General features: G+C 38.3%; 14 protein-coding genes. All 14 read left to right on the forward strand.

Features of this window, described 5'->3' with window-relative positions; genetic code table 11:
- Positions 1-134: 134 nt before the first annotated feature.
- The gene (locus B3O12_RS06035) at positions 135-1,916 is read left to right on the forward strand and encodes an ABC transporter ATP-binding protein (RefSeq protein ID WP_286755656.1); all 1,782 of its coding nucleotides are present in this window, start codon (positions 135-137) and stop codon (positions 1,914-1,916) included.
- Positions 1,917-1,922: 6 nt separating this feature from the next.
- Positions 1,923-2,510 carry an acyltransferase gene (locus B3O12_RS06040; RefSeq protein WP_286755657.1) on the forward strand — a complete coding sequence of 196 codons (588 nt, stop codon included), beginning with the start codon at positions 1,923-1,925 and terminating at the stop codon, positions 2,508-2,510.
- The gene (locus tag B3O12_RS06045; RefSeq protein ID WP_286755658.1) at positions 2,507-3,457 is read left to right on the forward strand and encodes a Gfo/Idh/MocA family protein; all 951 of its coding nucleotides are present in this window, start codon (positions 2,507-2,509) and stop codon (positions 3,455-3,457) included. Before B3O12_RS06040 ends, B3O12_RS06045 begins: the two co-directional genes overlap by 4 nt.
- Before the next feature lie 15 nt (positions 3,458-3,472).
- Complete coding sequence (locus B3O12_RS06050; protein ID WP_286755659.1) at positions 3,473-4,459, forward strand: NAD-dependent epimerase/dehydratase family protein; 987 nt, start codon at positions 3,473-3,475, stop codon at positions 4,457-4,459.
- On the forward strand, positions 4,459-5,601 hold the full coding sequence (locus B3O12_RS06055; RefSeq protein ID WP_286755660.1) for a DegT/DnrJ/EryC1/StrS family aminotransferase: 1,143 nt from the start codon (positions 4,459-4,461) through the stop codon (positions 5,599-5,601). Before B3O12_RS06050 ends, B3O12_RS06055 begins: the two co-directional genes overlap by 1 nt.
- Positions 5,601-7,478, forward strand: a complete 1,878-nt coding sequence (gene asnB, locus B3O12_RS06060; protein ID WP_286755661.1) for an asparagine synthase (glutamine-hydrolyzing) — start codon at positions 5,601-5,603, stop codon at positions 7,476-7,478. Before B3O12_RS06055 ends, asnB begins: the two co-directional genes overlap by 1 nt.
- Complete coding sequence (locus tag B3O12_RS06065) at positions 7,447-8,520, forward strand: DegT/DnrJ/EryC1/StrS family aminotransferase (protein WP_286755662.1); 1,074 nt, start codon at positions 7,447-7,449, stop codon at positions 8,518-8,520. Before asnB ends, B3O12_RS06065 begins: the two co-directional genes overlap by 32 nt.
- A complete protein-coding gene (locus B3O12_RS06070; RefSeq protein WP_286755663.1) occupies positions 8,495-9,520 on the forward strand; it encodes a peptidoglycan bridge formation glycyltransferase FemA/FemB family protein in 1,026 nt (341 codons plus the stop codon). The genes B3O12_RS06065 and B3O12_RS06070 overlap by 26 nt, the downstream gene beginning before the upstream one ends.
- Positions 9,517-10,278 carry a methionyl-tRNA formyltransferase gene (locus B3O12_RS06075; RefSeq protein ID WP_286755664.1) on the forward strand — a complete coding sequence of 254 codons (762 nt, stop codon included), beginning with the start codon at positions 9,517-9,519 and terminating at the stop codon, positions 10,276-10,278. The genes B3O12_RS06070 and B3O12_RS06075 overlap by 4 nt, the downstream gene beginning before the upstream one ends.
- A 5-nt stretch (positions 10,279-10,283) precedes the next feature.
- Positions 10,284-11,465 carry an N-acetyl sugar amidotransferase gene (locus B3O12_RS06080; protein ID WP_286755665.1) on the forward strand — a complete coding sequence of 394 codons (1,182 nt, stop codon included), beginning with the start codon at positions 10,284-10,286 and terminating at the stop codon, positions 11,463-11,465.
- Complete coding sequence (hisH, locus tag B3O12_RS06085; RefSeq protein ID WP_286755666.1) at positions 11,462-12,088, forward strand: imidazole glycerol phosphate synthase subunit HisH; 627 nt, start codon at positions 11,462-11,464, stop codon at positions 12,086-12,088. The genes B3O12_RS06080 and hisH overlap by 4 nt, the downstream gene beginning before the upstream one ends.
- A complete protein-coding gene (locus B3O12_RS06090; RefSeq protein ID WP_286755668.1) occupies positions 12,075-12,857 on the forward strand; it encodes an AglZ/HisF2 family acetamidino modification protein in 783 nt (260 codons plus the stop codon). Before hisH ends, B3O12_RS06090 begins: the two co-directional genes overlap by 14 nt.
- Positions 12,850-14,103, forward strand: coding sequence for a glycosyltransferase (locus tag B3O12_RS06095; protein WP_286755669.1), 1,254 nt, complete (start codon positions 12,850-12,852; stop codon positions 14,101-14,103). Before B3O12_RS06090 ends, B3O12_RS06095 begins: the two co-directional genes overlap by 8 nt.
- A gap of 281 nt (positions 14,104-14,384) precedes the next feature.
- Complete coding sequence (locus B3O12_RS06100; protein WP_286755670.1) at positions 14,385-15,527, forward strand: glycosyltransferase family 4 protein; 1,143 nt, start codon at positions 14,385-14,387, stop codon at positions 15,525-15,527.

Raw genomic sequence — 15,527 nt, forward strand, 5'->3', positions numbered from 1 at the left:
GGCTACGGTAATTATGGTGGAGGCTACTATTCGGATGAGGATAATGTAAAAGGAAAAAAGAATCTATTTAGGTTGATTAAAAAGTCTTAGGTTACATTTTTCTTGTGATACAAATCGATTGTTAAACCTGCGGAGTGAGAAAACTTCATCTAAAAATATTTTTCAAAATAGTCGGATTTCGGCTGTTTTTGATGCTTATCGCTAGTGTTCTGGTTGGCTTTCTCGATGGTTTAGGGCTGACAATGTTTCTACCTTTAATAAGCCTGGCCGATAATGGCAACCCCTCCAGTAGTACGAATGAGTTAGGGGATTTAGAGTTTCTGGTAAACTGGATGGAGCGGGCAGGCCTATCCTTTGATTTAGTAACCATATTATTGGTTATATGCTTTTTCTTTTTAACTAAGGGCTTTTTTAAGTTTTTGGAAGCAGCTTATAAGGTTGTTGTTTTTCAGTACTTTATTCGAAAACTTCGGCTAGAAAATATTGACCTGCTTTCCTCTCTAAATTATCGGGCATTTGTGAGCATGGACGCGGGTAGAATTCAAAATACTTTGAGTGGAGAAATGGCTCGAGTGTCTTCTGCATTTGGCTTTTTTCAAAGTGCGTTACAGTCTGCTACCATGTTGACTGTTTATATGTTTCTTGCTTTCTTAGTTAATGCTCAGTTTGCTCTTTTAATATCCTTGGGAGGGCTTCTATCCAACTTAATTTTTCGGTTCATTTATAAAAGAACAATTGAACTTTCTAGAAAAATAACCTCTGTAGGTCATGAATATCAGGGGTTGTTAATTCAGGCTGTTTCTTTCTTTAAATACTTGGTGGCAACCGGCCAAATGAGTATCTATTCCTTGAAACTTAAAGATTCTGTGGAAGATTTTGTAAGGAATAACAAGAAGGTAGGTTTTTATAATGCTGTCTTGTTATCAGTAAGAGAGCCCGTGGTCATTATTGTAGTGCTAGGGGTTATCCTAATTCAGGTTAAGTTCATGGGACAAAGCTTGACACCAATTCTACTGGCTCTTCTCTTCTTTTATAGAGCTCTGAATTATGTAATGAATCTACAAACGCAATGGAATGGATTCTTAAATTCGGTTGGAGCCTTAGAGAATGTTAAAGAGTTTCAAGAGTATTTATCGGATAATAAGTCAAACTATGTTGATACAGAATTCGATAGGATTAAAGGCGATATTCTATTAAAGGATATCAGCTTTAGCTATGGCAATAATCCTCTTTTGCGAGGTGTTAACCTAAGAATTCCTCATAAAGAAACAGTGGCTATAGTAGGTGAGTCAGGTTCTGGAAAAACCACATTGGTTAATGTAATAACTGGGCTTCTCCACCCCGACCAGGGAATGGTTATGGTAAATGGAAAGCCACTTGAAAGCCTCAATTTGAGTTCGTATCAAAGAAGAATAGGTTATATTACTCAAGAGTCTATCATTTTTAATGACACGATATTTAATAATGTTACTTTTTGGGCTAAGAAAGACCAACTAAGCGTTTCTCGTTTTTGGGAAAGTGCAGAACAGGCCTCTATTGATGATTTTATAAAGGGATTAGATCGGGCCGAGGAGGCATTATTGGGAAACAATGGGATAAACCTAAGTGGTGGACAAAAACAAAGAATATCGATAGCCAGAGAGCTTTATAAGGATATTGACCTTTTAATCATGGATGAAGCAACTTCTGCCTTGGATTCAGAGACAGAGGAGGCTATAAAGAGTAATATCGATAAACTTAAAGGTAAATACACTATCGTCATGGTAGCGCATCGTCTTTCAACAATTAAGAATGCTGATGTAGTGGTTTTGATGGAGTCAGGTCGCGTGGTTGATTTTGGAGCTTATGATGTGCTACTGGAGCGTTCTACAAGATTTAGAAGAATGGTTCAATTACAAGAACTTGTTACCAATTGATTGACAATGAAGACCAAGGAGATGGAGTTTTTTGCCCACGAAACAGCAATAATAGATGAAGGCTGTACTATTGGCTCTGGGACTAAGATTTGGCATTTTTCTCATATAATGAAGAACTGTGTGATTGGAGAGTCTTGTAATTTGGGGCAAAATGTGGTGGTCTCGCCAGGGGTGGTATTGGGAAGAAATGTAAAAGTACAAAACAATGTCAGTATCTACTCGGGGGTGATCTGTGAGGACGATGTGTTTTTGGGTCCCTCAATGGTCTTTACTAATATAATCAACCCCAGGAGTGCAATTGTCAGACGCGATCAATACACCCAAACCTTGGTGAGAAAAGGAGCTTCTATTGGGGCCAACGCTACAATAGTTTGTGGGAATGAGATTGGAGAATTTGCCCTAATCGGGGCAGGGGCTGTGGTTACAAAACCGGTCGCGTCTTATGCATTGTTTGTAGGTAATCCGGCCAGGCAGATCGGCTGGGTGAGTGAATATGGTCATAGATTGATATTCAATGATGATGGGTTGGCTGATTGCCCTGAATCACAACAGAGATATCAATTAAATCAGGGAAGAGTTAGAAGGGTATCATGAAGAAGTTTGCATTAATAGGAGCGGCTGGCTATATAGCTCCCAGACATTTTAAGGCTATTAGAGATACAGGTAACGAATTAGTGGCTGCTCTGGATAAGTTTGATAGTGTAGGTATCATTGATTCCTATTTTCCTCGGGCCGATTTCTTCACGGAATTTGAAAGGTTTGACCGTCATTTAGAGAAAAAAAGGCATAACAATGAAAAAATAGACTATGTAAGTATTTGTTCTCCTAACTACTTACATGATGCTCACATAAGATTTGCTCTTAGAAGCAATGCAGATGCCATTTGTGAAAAACCCCTGGTGCTTAATCCATGGAATATTGATGCTCTTGAAAAAATCGAGACCGAAACACAGCGAAAAGTTAATACAATTTTACAGTTGAGGTTACACCCTTCGGTAATTTCACTGAAAGAGAGAATAGAGACCCAGCCTAAAGGTCATAAGTATGATATAGATTTGACCTATATTACATCTCGTGGGCATTGGTACTTCATCTCGTGGAAAGGCGATGTGTCTAGATCGGGAGGAATTGCTACCAATATTGGGGTACATTTTTATGACATGTTGGGGTGGCTTTTTGGCAGGGTTCAGGAGAATATTGTGCATATCCACGAAGCAGATCATGCCTCAGGCTATTTGGAGTTTGAGAAAGCCAGGGTAAGGTGGTTTTTGTCCATTAATTCAGAACATTTGCCAGAAAGTGCCAAATCGCAAAATTTAACTACATACCGCTCTTTGACTATAGAAGGTGAAGAGTTTGAATTTTCAGGAGGCTTCACAGAGCTTCACACAGAATCGTATAAACAGATACTTGCCGGAAATGGTTTTTCATTGGCTGAGAATAGACAAGCCATTGAAATCGTACATCAGATTAGGGATAAGAAAACGGTTTCTTTAACAGGAGACTATCATCCTTTGGCAGGAAAATTTGGCAAACATTAAATCAATTTACATCAAGTGAATAATCTTAAGGGTTCAAAAGTATTGGTAATCGGTGGGGCTGGCTTTATTGGGAGCTTCGTAGTAGCTGAATTACTCAAAGAACAGGTGGCAGAGGTTGTTGTGTATGACAACTTTGCCAGAGGTAAAAAAGAATACCTTGCCGATCAGTTAAAAGATCCGCGCTGCTCTATATTTCCTATTGGAGGAGACATCCGTGAAATCGATATTCTTAATGAGGCCATGAAAGGCAAAGACTATGTAATTAGTCTGGCTGCCATGTGGTTGTTGCATTGCAAAGACTTCCCACGAACTGCCTTTCATGTAAATATTGAGGGGACATTCAATGTGCTTGAGGCCTGTGTTAAGAATAATGTAAAGAAGCTGATTTGGTCATCTTCTGCCTCGGTTTATGGTGATGCGGTTGAATTGCCCATGACCGAATCGCACCCTTTCAACAACAAGAATTTCTATGGAGCTTCTAAGATTGCCGGAGAGGCTATGGCTACGGCCTTCAACGATAGATATGGACTGGAAGTTATTGGGCTAAGGTATATGAATGTCTATGGGCCTCATCAAGACCAGACAGCTGCTTATACTGGGGTAGTGCCAATCATGCTGAATAAGATTGAAGCCAACGAATCTCCTGTTATCAATGGAGACGGTAGCCAGGCATATGATTTTATTTATGTAGAAGATGTGGCCAGGTGTAATGTGGATGCTCTAAAGAGTGATACAAAGTTTGGGATGTATAATGTGGGGACTGAAGTACAAACCTCTATCAAAGAGCTATGTGACACAATTCTGGATTTAAAGAAATCAGATTTGAAAGTAATCTATAAGCCCTATTCTGCCGATGATGCAAGAGCCCTTGTTCAAAACAGAATTGGTTCTCGCAAAAAAGCCGAGAAAGAACTAGGTTTTAGGTATAAATATGAGTTGAGAGAAGGGTTGCAAAAGTTAATTGATTGGCGTATTGCTACGGGAGTAGATAAAAGGAAATAATGGAAAAAAGAAATATACCGATCTCCCTTCCCGTAACAGGGGAAGAAGAATGGCAAGCCACTAAAGAGCCCCTTATGTCTGGTTGGCTCACATCGGGTCCCAAAGTAAGAGAGTTTGAGACTGCCTTTGCTCAAAGACATCAGGTAAAGCATGCGCTGGCAGTAACCAGTGCTACCACGGCTTTGCACCTAGCTTTAGTCGCCCTTGATATTGGCCCTGGGGATGAAGTGATAGTTCCGGCATTTACCTGGGTTTCAACGGCCAACGTAGTGTTACATCAGGGAGCAGAGGTTGTTTTCTGTGATATTGATCCGAAAACCTTTAACATAGATCCGACTCAGTTAGCAGATAAAATCACCTCCAGAACCAAGGCTATTATGGCCGTACATCTTTTTGGACTCTGTGCCGATATAGATGCGATTAAAAAAGTGGCAGGAGATATTCCCATTATAGAAGATGGCGCCTGCGCAGCCGGAGCAGCTTATAAAGGCATTCCAGCCGGTGGTTTGGGAGCCATGGGCTGTTTTTCTTTTCACCCCAGAAAGTCAGTAACTACTGGCGAAGGTGGCATGATTACAACCAATGATGATGCCCTGGCAGAGAAATTGGGTATTCTTAGAAATCATGGTGCTTCTATTTCAGAAGAACAGAGACATCATGGTCCAAGGCCTTATATCTTGCCAGATTTCGATGTCTGTGGTTATAATTATCGAATGACAGATTTGCAAGGAGCGGTTGGAGTTGTTCAGTTGGCAAAGTTGGATAGGTTCATCAATGAGAGAGAGAATTGGGCACAGTACTACAGAAATGAACTCTCCGACATTGAATGGTTAAGCCTTCCGCAATTCCCTGCTGACTATAAACACGGTTGGCAGAGTTTCGTCACCTTAGTCGATGAAAGTAAAGCTCCTTTTTCCAGGAATAAGATTATGGAGAAGCTTCAGGAGATGGGAATCTCTACACGCCCGGGCACACACGCAGTCCATATGTTGAATTTCTATAGTCAAAAATACAATATCAGGCCAGAAGACTTTCCTGGGGCAAGAATAGCCAATGACCATTCAATGGCCATTCCCTTGCATAATAGAATGACAAAAGAAGATTTTGAATACGTGGTTCAGAGTCTCAAGCAAATTTTCTAATGTGCGGCTTAGCTGGAGTATTTAATCTTAATCAAAAGCCAGTTACAGTACAGTTGCTTAGGCAAATGGGCGAGGCAATAGCTCACCGTGGCCCCGATAGCAATGGTACCTATCTGGCCGATAATATGGGTCTGGTTCACCAGAGATTGGCCATACTGGATACTTCCGACAAAGGAGCCCAACCCATGTCATCCAAAGACGACAGGTACGTAATTGTATTCAATGGTTGCATCTATAATTTCCTGGAACTGAGACAAGAGCTCAGGGCTAAAGGACACACCTTCCATTCCAATACCGATACAGAAGTAATTGTGGAAGGGATTAGTGCTTTCGGTGTTGGCTATTTGGAGAGGTTAAATGGGATGTTTGCTGTTGCCTGTTGGGATAAAAAAGAGAAGAAACTATATCTATCCAGAGATAGATTCGGCATTAAACCATTGTACTATTGGTTTAATGGAAAGAGTCTTGTTTTTGCTTCGGAGATTAAGGCCATTTTAAAACATCCTGACTACCAGATGGGAATAGATCTTGGGGCTTTGAACGAGTATTTTACCTTTCAAAACCTATTTACCTATAGAACTCTGTTTAAGGGAGTCACCATGCTGCCACCGGCCAATACGGTGATAATCGATAAAGATTCGCAGGTAGTTAAACATAAATCTTGGTGGGATTATGATTTTACTAAGCCTGATAAATCCATGACATTTGAAGAAGCCAAGCAGGAGACCGAAAGGTTGATGGAACAGGCTGTAGCCAGACAGATGATAGCCGATGTACCGGTAGGTAGTTACCTTTCGGGAGGAATGGACTCAGGCACTATTACGGCCATTGCCTCAAAGTATGTCCCCCGAATTTCTACTTTTACTTGCGGCTTTGATATGAGCGAAGTTACCGGAGTAGAAGCCAACTACGATGAACGGAGAGACGCAGAGTTAATGGCTAACTATTTTAAAACCGAGCACTTTGAACAAGTGATGAATGCCGGTGATTTGCGTTGGTCATTACCCAAATTGGTTTACCATTTGGAAGACTTAAGGGTGGGCATGTCTTACCCCAATTACTACATAGCACGATTGGCTTCCAAATTCGTTAAGGTTTGTTTGCAAGGTACCGGTGGCGATGAACTCTTCGGTGGATATCCATGGAGATATTATAGGATTTTTGACTCGATAAGTCAGCAGAATTTTTTTGATCAGTACTATGCTTTTTGGCAGAGATTGGTACCCGATGAGGATAAGACCAACTTGTTTCAGCCTGATGTACTTTCACGAGTTAACCTGGAAGAGCCAAGAGAGGTTTTTGAACGAGTGTTTACCTTTAACAAGACCCTTCGGTACGACAGTCCGGAAGCTCATATTCAGAATTCATTATACTTTGAGGCTAAGACCTTTCTTCCCGGGCTGTTTTTGGTGGGAGACAAGTTAGCTATGGCTAGTGGGCTGGAAGAACGTTTTCCTTTTATGGATAACGATCTGGTAGACTTTGCACAAAAAATTCCAGTCAAATACAAACTGGGTAATCTTTCAAAAGAGATTAATAGGATTGATGAGAATACCTCAATGAAAGCGAGGTATAGAAGTTTTGATGACGGAAAAAAAATACTTAGAGAGGCTATGAAGGACTATATTCCTTCTAAGATTATTGATCGTAAAAAACAAGGTTTTTCGGCACCTGATGAGAGTTGGTACAGAGGAGAAAATGCTGGCTATGTCAAGGAACTTCTTTTGAATCAAAAGGAAACTGTTTCTACGGAATTTATAAGCCCAGCTTTTATTGAACGGATAGTAAAGGAACATACAGACCAGCATATTAATCATCGGTTACTTATATGGTCTCTTATGAACTTTGAATGGTGGTGTAGAAACTTTTTGGATTAAGAAGTTTAGAAAAGTAATGGTTACGCACTCACGAACAACTATAAGCAATGAAGATAAAATTTCAGTGTTCAAATGTCTTGAATCAGGCAATCTAACTGCAGGTGAATTGAATAAATCCTTTTCTGTTGAGTTTGCTAAATTCATTGGAGTGAGAGGTGTTAGGCTTACTGTTAGTGGTACAATGGCTTTTTATAAAATACTTCTTGCTTATGGTATAAAAGCTGGAGATGAAATTGCTATTCCTGATTATATCTGTAATACACTTCTTGGCCCAATTAAAGTGCTAGGTGCCATTCCAAAAATTTATGATAACGCTCCTTTTTCTTGGAACAGCTCAATTGAAGAAATTTTAAAGGTGGTGAGTCCAAGAACAAAAGTGGTATTGGTAAATCATACTTTTGGTTTTCCTTTTGAAGAAATTGAGTGCTTGAAGAAGAAGCTTGGTGGTCATATTAAAATTGTTGAAGATAGCTGTCATAGAGTGGTGCCAAGAGATTTTGATGATAATACGGTTTGCGAGTTTAGCGATTGTGCATTTTACTCCTTTAATTCAACTAAATACCTCTCAACGGGTGAAGGTGGGGCTATTGCTAGTAATGATATTTATTTTCTTGAGCAATTGGATCAGTTCTATTTAGGAGATCAATTAAGTGATCTAAATTGTGCTTTGGGCCTTTCTCAACTAAGAAATGTTTCAACATTCATTGCTAGAAGATTAGAAATTGCCACGGTTTATCTGGATAATTTCTCAAACTACCTGCCTATGTCTTATCGAGAGTTATGCGGCTGCTATTTTAGATTTCCAATTCTAGTTGAAGATGATACCCCATTCATGGGTAATAGAAAAGTGGCTTACAGAAAAGGAGTAGATTCACTTCTATGCCAAACTGTTGAGGAGCCATATCTTCCTAATTCCAGAAAGCAACTCATGAAAACTATTTCATTACCTATCTACCCAAGCTTGTCCGATGACGGTTTGAACATGGTTGTCAAAGAAACATTGAAAATTTTAGAGAATGGAAATCAAATTTCTCACTTCTGAACTACATGATGAATACGAAGAATTTGTGAGTAATGACCCTAACTCATTGATCTACCATTCTGTGAAGTTCAAAAGGTTTTTAGAGTCCTTGCTAGGGTGTAGGGCTCACTATATTGTGGCACTTGATAAAAGGAAGGTTGTAGGTGTTTTACCATTAATGGTGGCAAATGGACCTCTAGGTAAGGTGGTTAACTCTTTGCCGTTTTATGGTAGTAACGGAGGAGTTCTTGCTAAAAGTGTAGAGGTTGCAAATGAACTAATTGAGAAATACTCACACTTTTTAGTAGAAAATAATATTGCTGCATCTACAATAGTAGAAAACCCGTTGGATAGAGAGTATAACTATCTTCAGCTTAAAGCTGATGAGAATGATTATAGGATTGGGCAATTCACAAAAATTGAGGGCATGTTTAATGATCTTGAAGAATTAATGACTCTTTTTCACTTCAAGACCAGAAATACAATCCGCAAATCTATTAAGAGCGGTGTTTTTGTTGGTGTAGAAAATGATGCCTTTCAGTTTTTAGAGGAGACTCATAAAGAAAACATGGTATCTATTGGAGGTTTGGCTAAGCCACCGAAGTTTTTTCAAACTATTCAGGAAGTCTTTGAATCTGATAAAGATTATCGAATCTATATTGCACGATATGAAGGTGCCCCCATTGCAGCACTTCTAGTGCTTTATTACAATCAATGTGTTGAATACTACACACCAGTCGTGGTTAAAGAGTTCAGACATTTACAAGCACTTTCTTTAATTATATGCACAGCCATGCTTGATGCCTCAAAAGAGGGTTTTGAAATGTGGAATTGGGGGGGCACTTGGCCTTCTCAGGATGGGGTTTATCAGTTCAAATCTAGGTGGGGTACTGAAGACTACCGTTATGATTATTACATCAATATTAGAAATATGGATATCTATAAAGCGGATCGGAAAATGCTCTTGGAAGAATACGCGGGGTTTTATGTTCTACCATTTGATAAACTGTGTTCGAAATGAAAGTAGTTTTTATGTCGGGTGGTGCTAGAGAATTAGCTTTAAAACATTTGTTAGAAAATAATGTAAATATTGTTGCTGTAGTTACACCTAAACCAACCAAGAGTAATAGGAGATTTTTCAATATAATTATTACTGCTCACGAACATGGAATTCCAGTTTATTGTATCGATAAAGATCAAGTGTTCCAGACTCTAGAGAAACTGGATTTTGATATATTGTTAAGTTGCGGTTTTAGTTATGTTATTGATGAAAAATGTATTAAAACAGCAAAAAGGATTGCAATTAATGTACACCCAACGTTGTTGCCAAAATATCGAGGATATAGAAGTGGGCCTTATATAATTATCAATGGTGAAGAAGAAAGTGGGGTGACGATTCACGAACTTGTTCCAGAAATGGATAAAGGGGATATTCTTTTGCAAAAGGCTTTCCCTGTAACACCGTTTGATACAACTAAGAGTGTTTTTCGCAAAGCTAGAGAAGTTGAGCCAGAGATGATTTTAGAGGTTATTCATCAAATTGAAAAAGGAAAGGAAGTAAGAATTCCACAAAATGAAGCTGAGGCAACGGTATATAATAAAATCAGAACTCCAAATGACTCTGAAGTTGATCCTAAAAAAAGTTTATTGGAATTATATAATGAAATCAGAGCCTGTGATTATGACGATTATCCAGCATTCTTCAAAATCGCTGGAGAAAAACTCCTGATTAGGATTACTAGAGAGAAAAAACCTATTGACGAACATGATTTAATTTAATTGGAATGGTGAATAAATATCTCGGAAGAGATTTAAAAAAGGAAGGATTGCAAGTTTGCAAGAGATGCATTTACGATGAAACAATATCGAATATTTCATTTGATGAATACGGAATTTGTAATTACTGTAAGTTGGTTGAGGATTTAAGTTTGCAATATGGAACCGGAACAGATTCTGGAAAGTCGAAGTTCGACACGATAGTAGAGGAGATAAAGAAGTCTGGTAAGGGGAAAAAGTATGACGTTGCTGTAGGTGTTAGTGGAGGTACAGACTCATCATATATGCTTTACCTAGCAAAGAAATATGGATTAAGACCTTTGGCAGTGCATTATGATAATACTTGGAATACTGCTATTGCCACAGAAAACATTAGAAAAGTAACTTCAAAATTAGAAGTAGATTTATACACGCATGTTTGTGACAATAAGGAGAGTGATGATATTTTCTTGTCTTTTTTTAAAGCAAGTGTGCCTGAAATTGATGGGCCAACGGACATAGCGCTTGCTGAAGTTATGTACCGAGCAGCAGCGAAGTATAATATAAAGTATGTTTTTGAAGGTCATTCTTTTATTGCCGAGGGTGTTTCTCCACTAAGTAAAGCTTATGTTGACGGTGGCTATATCAAAAGCGTTCACAAGAAGTTTGGAAAGTTAAAAATGAAGACATTTCCTAATATGACTTTTTGGAAATTCCTCTATTGGACCGTTTTTAAAAGAATCAGAAAGATCAGGCCATTATGGTATCTACAATATTCAAAGGAGGATGCCAGAGCATTCTTAGAAAATGAGTTTGACTGGGTTTATTATGGAGGACACCATTTAGAGAATCGAATGACAGCCTTTCATCACAGTTATTATACACCAAATAAGTTTCAACTCGATCAGCGCAATAATAGCCTGTCAGCTTCTGTAAGGAGCGGCAAAATGTCTAGAGAAGAAGCTTTGAAGGAATACGCCTCGAAGCCAATTTTAGAAGATTCTTTATTGGACTATTTTAAAGAAAGAATGGGGCTTTCTGATCAGGATTTTATCGAAATCATGAATAGGCCACCAAAAACTTATAAAGACTTTAAAACCTACAAACATAAGTTTGAGCGCTGGAAACCTCTTTTTAAAATACTTGCGAATAAAAATTTAGTCCCTATGAGTTTTTATCTGAAGTATTGTAATAAGTCTGAAATGGCATGATAACAATTGTCGATTATGGAATGGGCAATTTAGGCTCAGTGCTCAATATGCTCAAGAGAATAGGTGTACCTGCAAGGATTAGTGAAAAACTGGAGGATATAGATGATTCAGATAAACTTATTCTACCCGGGGTTGGAGCTTTTGATATGGCTATAAAAAGAATTGACCAAACTGGTTTGAGAGAAGTCCTGAATCGTAAGGTTTTAAAAGAAGGTACTCCAATCTTAGGTATATGTTTAGGGATGCAACTCTTGACCAATTCTAGCGAAGAAGGCGTACTTCCGGGCTTAGGTTTTATCGATGCAAATACAGTCAAATTCAATAAGGAACTAAGACTAAAGATACCTCATATGGGGTGGAATGAAGTAACTAAGTCCAATCCTTCACCTCTGACTCAAGATATAGAAAACGTCTCTGAGTTTGATGAGAATGCACGTTTTTACTTTGTTCATAGTTATAAAGTACTCACCAATAATCCTGAAGATAGCATTCTTACCTGCGTTCACGGAACACAAAAGTTCGATGCAGCAATTCAAAGGGGGCATATTTATGGAGCACAATTTCACCCTGAAAAAAGCCATAGATTTGGGATGAAGTTACTTGAGAACTTTGCCAAAATCTGATATGTTAAGAACCCGAATTATCCCTTGCCTTCAGCTTCTCGATCAAAACCTGGTAAAAACAATACAATTTAAGAGACCTTCCTATATCGGTGATTTTGCCAATACAGCCAGAATTTTTAATGAATTAGAAGTTGATGAACTTTGTTTGTTAGGAATAAGAAATACAAGGAACAAAACCACCCCTGATTTTAAAGTACTAAAGCAAGTGGCCAATGAATGCTTTATGCCACTCTCGTATGGAGGAGGAATTCAAGACTTTGAAACGGCAAAAAGAATTCTGGCTATGGGATTTGAAAAGGTTGTTTTGAACTCAGCTAGCTTTCGAAATCCTCAACTGATCACTAAAATCTCTGAATACTTTGGTTCTCAAAGCCTGATTGTTTCGATTGACGTAAAAAAGGGTCTGTTTGGTCGAGAGAGGGTTTATTCTTGTTCTGGAACCAGAACAGAAAGATACTCTGCTTTGGAATGGGCTAAATCAGTAGAAGAAAAAGGTGCAGGTGAGATTCTGCTGACTTCAATAAATCAAGAAGGAACCTGGGAGGGCTTCGATATTGGTTTGGTTAGTAGAATAGCCAACGCAGTAAATATACCTGTAATAGCTCATGGCGGTGCAGGGTCTATTAAAGATATATCGGCTGCCGTAAAGGATGCAAAAGCTTCAGCTGTGGCTTTAGGAAGTATGGTGGTATATCAAAAGAAGGGAATGGGGGTTTTAGTCAATTTTCCAGATCGAACGGAATTAAAGAAGTACTTATCAAATGAGTGAGTTTAAGATTGCTTGTATCGGTAACATGAATAATAATAATTTTAGTCTTGTCCGGTTTTTACGAGATCGAGGTTATAATGCACATTTGTTTTTTCTCAATGAGATCGATCATTTCCATCCTCAGAATGATACGTTTGACATAGAGTATCAGTCTTTTTCCACTTACTTGGATTGGAGACAAGAAAAAATATCTGAAGTTTCAAAAGAGTTAATAAAGCAACAATTAGATGGGTTTAGTTTTGTCATTGCTGAAGGGATTGGAATGGCCTTTTTAAAGAAAGGAGAGATAAACGTAGATATTTTCATTCCATATGGTTCAGATCTTTATCTACTTCCATTTTGGACTCCCCCTAAAGGTGTAAAAGCATATTTGTTCCAATTGTTTAAGAGAAAAATTCTGGGTAAAGATGCCCTTACTAACAAGGTTGAATTTACAAGACTCCAAATTGAATCAATTAAGAGTAGTGGTGCAATTATTTGTGGAAACAAAGAACTGGAGACTCCGATTTCTAAATTATCTGTGAATAACAAATGGGAAAAAGTAAGTGCTCCAATTGTTTATAATCGTTTATTCAACCCAAATACTATAGAGCAATATTATAACTCAAGTCATTGGCTAAGGTTGTTAAAGGGGCTTTTAAAGAATTCCGACTTTGTAATAATGTCCCATGTAAGACAATACTGGGTTTCAAAGGGCAATGAATCAATTGACCACTACTCCCTAAAGGCTAATGATCGATTAATCAGAGCTTTTAGTAGGCTGGTAAACAAGTATAGTTCTAAAAGATTCAAAGCAATATTCTTAGAATATGGTCCTGATGTCTATCATTCCAAGGCTTTGATCGAGAAGTTAGGAATAAGTAGTAATGTGATTTGGCTTCCTAAATCATCTAGAAAGGAGTTAATGGTCTGTATGAGTCTGGCTGACTTAGTGGCAGGTGAGTTTAACTTGAGTTCTTTGGGTAGTGGAGTAGCATATGAGGCAATGGCAATGGCGAAACCTCTTTTGGGTTATAGAGAAGATTCTAATTATTCAAATGAGTTCGATAAGCTTTATCCGCTGCTTAATGCAACTACTGAGGATCAGATTTATAATAGATTAGAATGGGCTATTAACAATTCAGAATCACTTAAAAATATTGGATTAGAAGCTTCGGAGTGGTACCAAGAATATGTGGTTGACAGATGCATGGAATTTATTACTTCTCAAATCGAGGAAAAGAAAAAAAAGATTTTGAATTCCTGATTATTGACCTTAAAGCAACGGTCAATAACTCTAGTTATATCCTTAGACAACTGACAAGGTTTCAAGGAGGAAATAAGGGGGACCATATAGAGTTCTTGTTTTTTAATACAGATTACGATCTGTCTGAATGGAAAAATGGTTGATTACTGAAATTATATAATCTAAATATATATGAGTTGATTTAGCTCCTATTATGAAAACTAAATGGAGTCCAGCACTGGCCTTTTCATGAAGTTTAAAACCTCAACTGTCTTTTATATTTTGTATTTATTCAATTTGAATTGTCTCCTATAATTTTTTTTGTACCCAATCTCACATTTGGAGGGATTCAAACTCAGGTTTATTATTTAGCAAGGTACCTGAGGTTGGCGTATGGTTTTGAAGTTGTTATTTACGGATTTCTTACCAGGGATTCGCAGTATACGGCCTTACTGGACGAGGTTGGAATTCAACATAAGTTTAGGCCAAAGCTAGGCAAGCGTATTTGGTCTTATGAGTCCAAGGGTATTTTCGGTAAGTCTTTAACCTGGTTTCTACTTTGGAGTTTCTTAATACGACAAGGAAGGGTTGTACTGTTACCATACACTAAAAACCTCGACACATTCATTAATCCATTAGTGTCCTTTACTCTTATAAGAGGTACGTTTAGCTTTGAAAGAGGGGGGCATGTGAATCCCAGAAAGCAGTCAAACAGCCTAATTAACCGATTAAAGAGAAAGGCGAACCCAATTTATGTAGCGAACTCTTTTCATGGAAAACGCGCGATTCATTTAATGAAAGGAGTGCCTTTGGATCAAATAAGCGTAATACCCAATGGGATTGACCTTAGGAAGTTTTCGGCATGCTCCAGGTCGGAAACCGGGCCTTTGGTAATTACAATGGTGGCTAACTATTTTCCTGAGAAGGAGCATGAGTTTGTGTTACAGGCTTGGTCCAGAATGCCTCAGAAACTTCAGTCGCAAGTAAGACTAAAATTAGTTGGACTTGGAGGTGGGGATATGTGTGTAACCAACTTTGAGAAGGCCCGGTTGTTATCAGAGCAATTAGGACTCAAAGCAAATGTTGAATTTATAGAAACAACCAATGATGTAGTTGATCTATTAAAGAAATCAGATATCGGTCTATTGGCTACTAAGTCTGAGGGGTGTCCTAATGTCATATTGGAATATATGGCCATGGGGCTACCCATTGTGGCCAGTAAGATACCCGGTATCGAAGAAATAATTTCCGACCAAAACAGAGAGTACTTGTTTGAAAGAGATGATGAAGTGGCATTCATCAGTAAACTAGATATACTGGTTAATAACCAACACATAAGAAAGGAATTGTCTACTGCTAACCGTTTACATGTATGCAACAATTTTTCGATTGAAAAAATGGGTGAAGCTTATATTGGTCTTCTAAGGAAATTTAATCTGTATTAA

Source organism: Roseivirga sp. UBA838, assembly GCF_002296035.1.
Lineage (GTDB): Bacteria > Bacteroidota > Bacteroidia > Cytophagales > Cyclobacteriaceae > Roseivirga > Roseivirga thermotolerans.

What these genes read in the sequence shown, in the direction of transcription:
- B3O12_RS06040 (WP_286755657.1), top strand. Translation starts at nt 1,923, where the DNA reads ATGAAGACCAAGGAGATGGAGTTTTTTGCCCACGAAACAGCAATAATA.
- B3O12_RS06045 (WP_286755658.1), top strand. Translation starts at nt 2,507, where the DNA reads ATGAAGAAGTTTGCATTAATAGGAGCGGCTGGCTATATAGCTCCCAGA.
- B3O12_RS06055 (WP_286755660.1), top strand. Translation starts at nt 4,459, where the DNA reads ATGGAAAAAAGAAATATACCGATCTCCCTTCCCGTAACAGGGGAAGAA.
- asnB (WP_286755661.1), top strand. Translation starts at nt 5,601, where the DNA reads ATGTGCGGCTTAGCTGGAGTATTTAATCTTAATCAAAAGCCAGTTACA.
- B3O12_RS06070 (WP_286755663.1), top strand. Translation starts at nt 8,495, where the DNA reads ATGGAAATCAAATTTCTCACTTCTGAACTACATGATGAATACGAAGAA.
- B3O12_RS06075 (WP_286755664.1), top strand. Translation starts at nt 9,517, where the DNA reads ATGAAAGTAGTTTTTATGTCGGGTGGTGCTAGAGAATTAGCTTTAAAA.
- B3O12_RS06080 (WP_286755665.1), top strand. Translation starts at nt 10,284, where the DNA reads ATGGTGAATAAATATCTCGGAAGAGATTTAAAAAAGGAAGGATTGCAA.
- hisH (WP_286755666.1), top strand. Translation starts at nt 11,462, where the DNA reads ATGATAACAATTGTCGATTATGGAATGGGCAATTTAGGCTCAGTGCTC.
- B3O12_RS06095 (WP_286755669.1), top strand. Translation starts at nt 12,850, where the DNA reads ATGAGTGAGTTTAAGATTGCTTGTATCGGTAACATGAATAATAATAAT.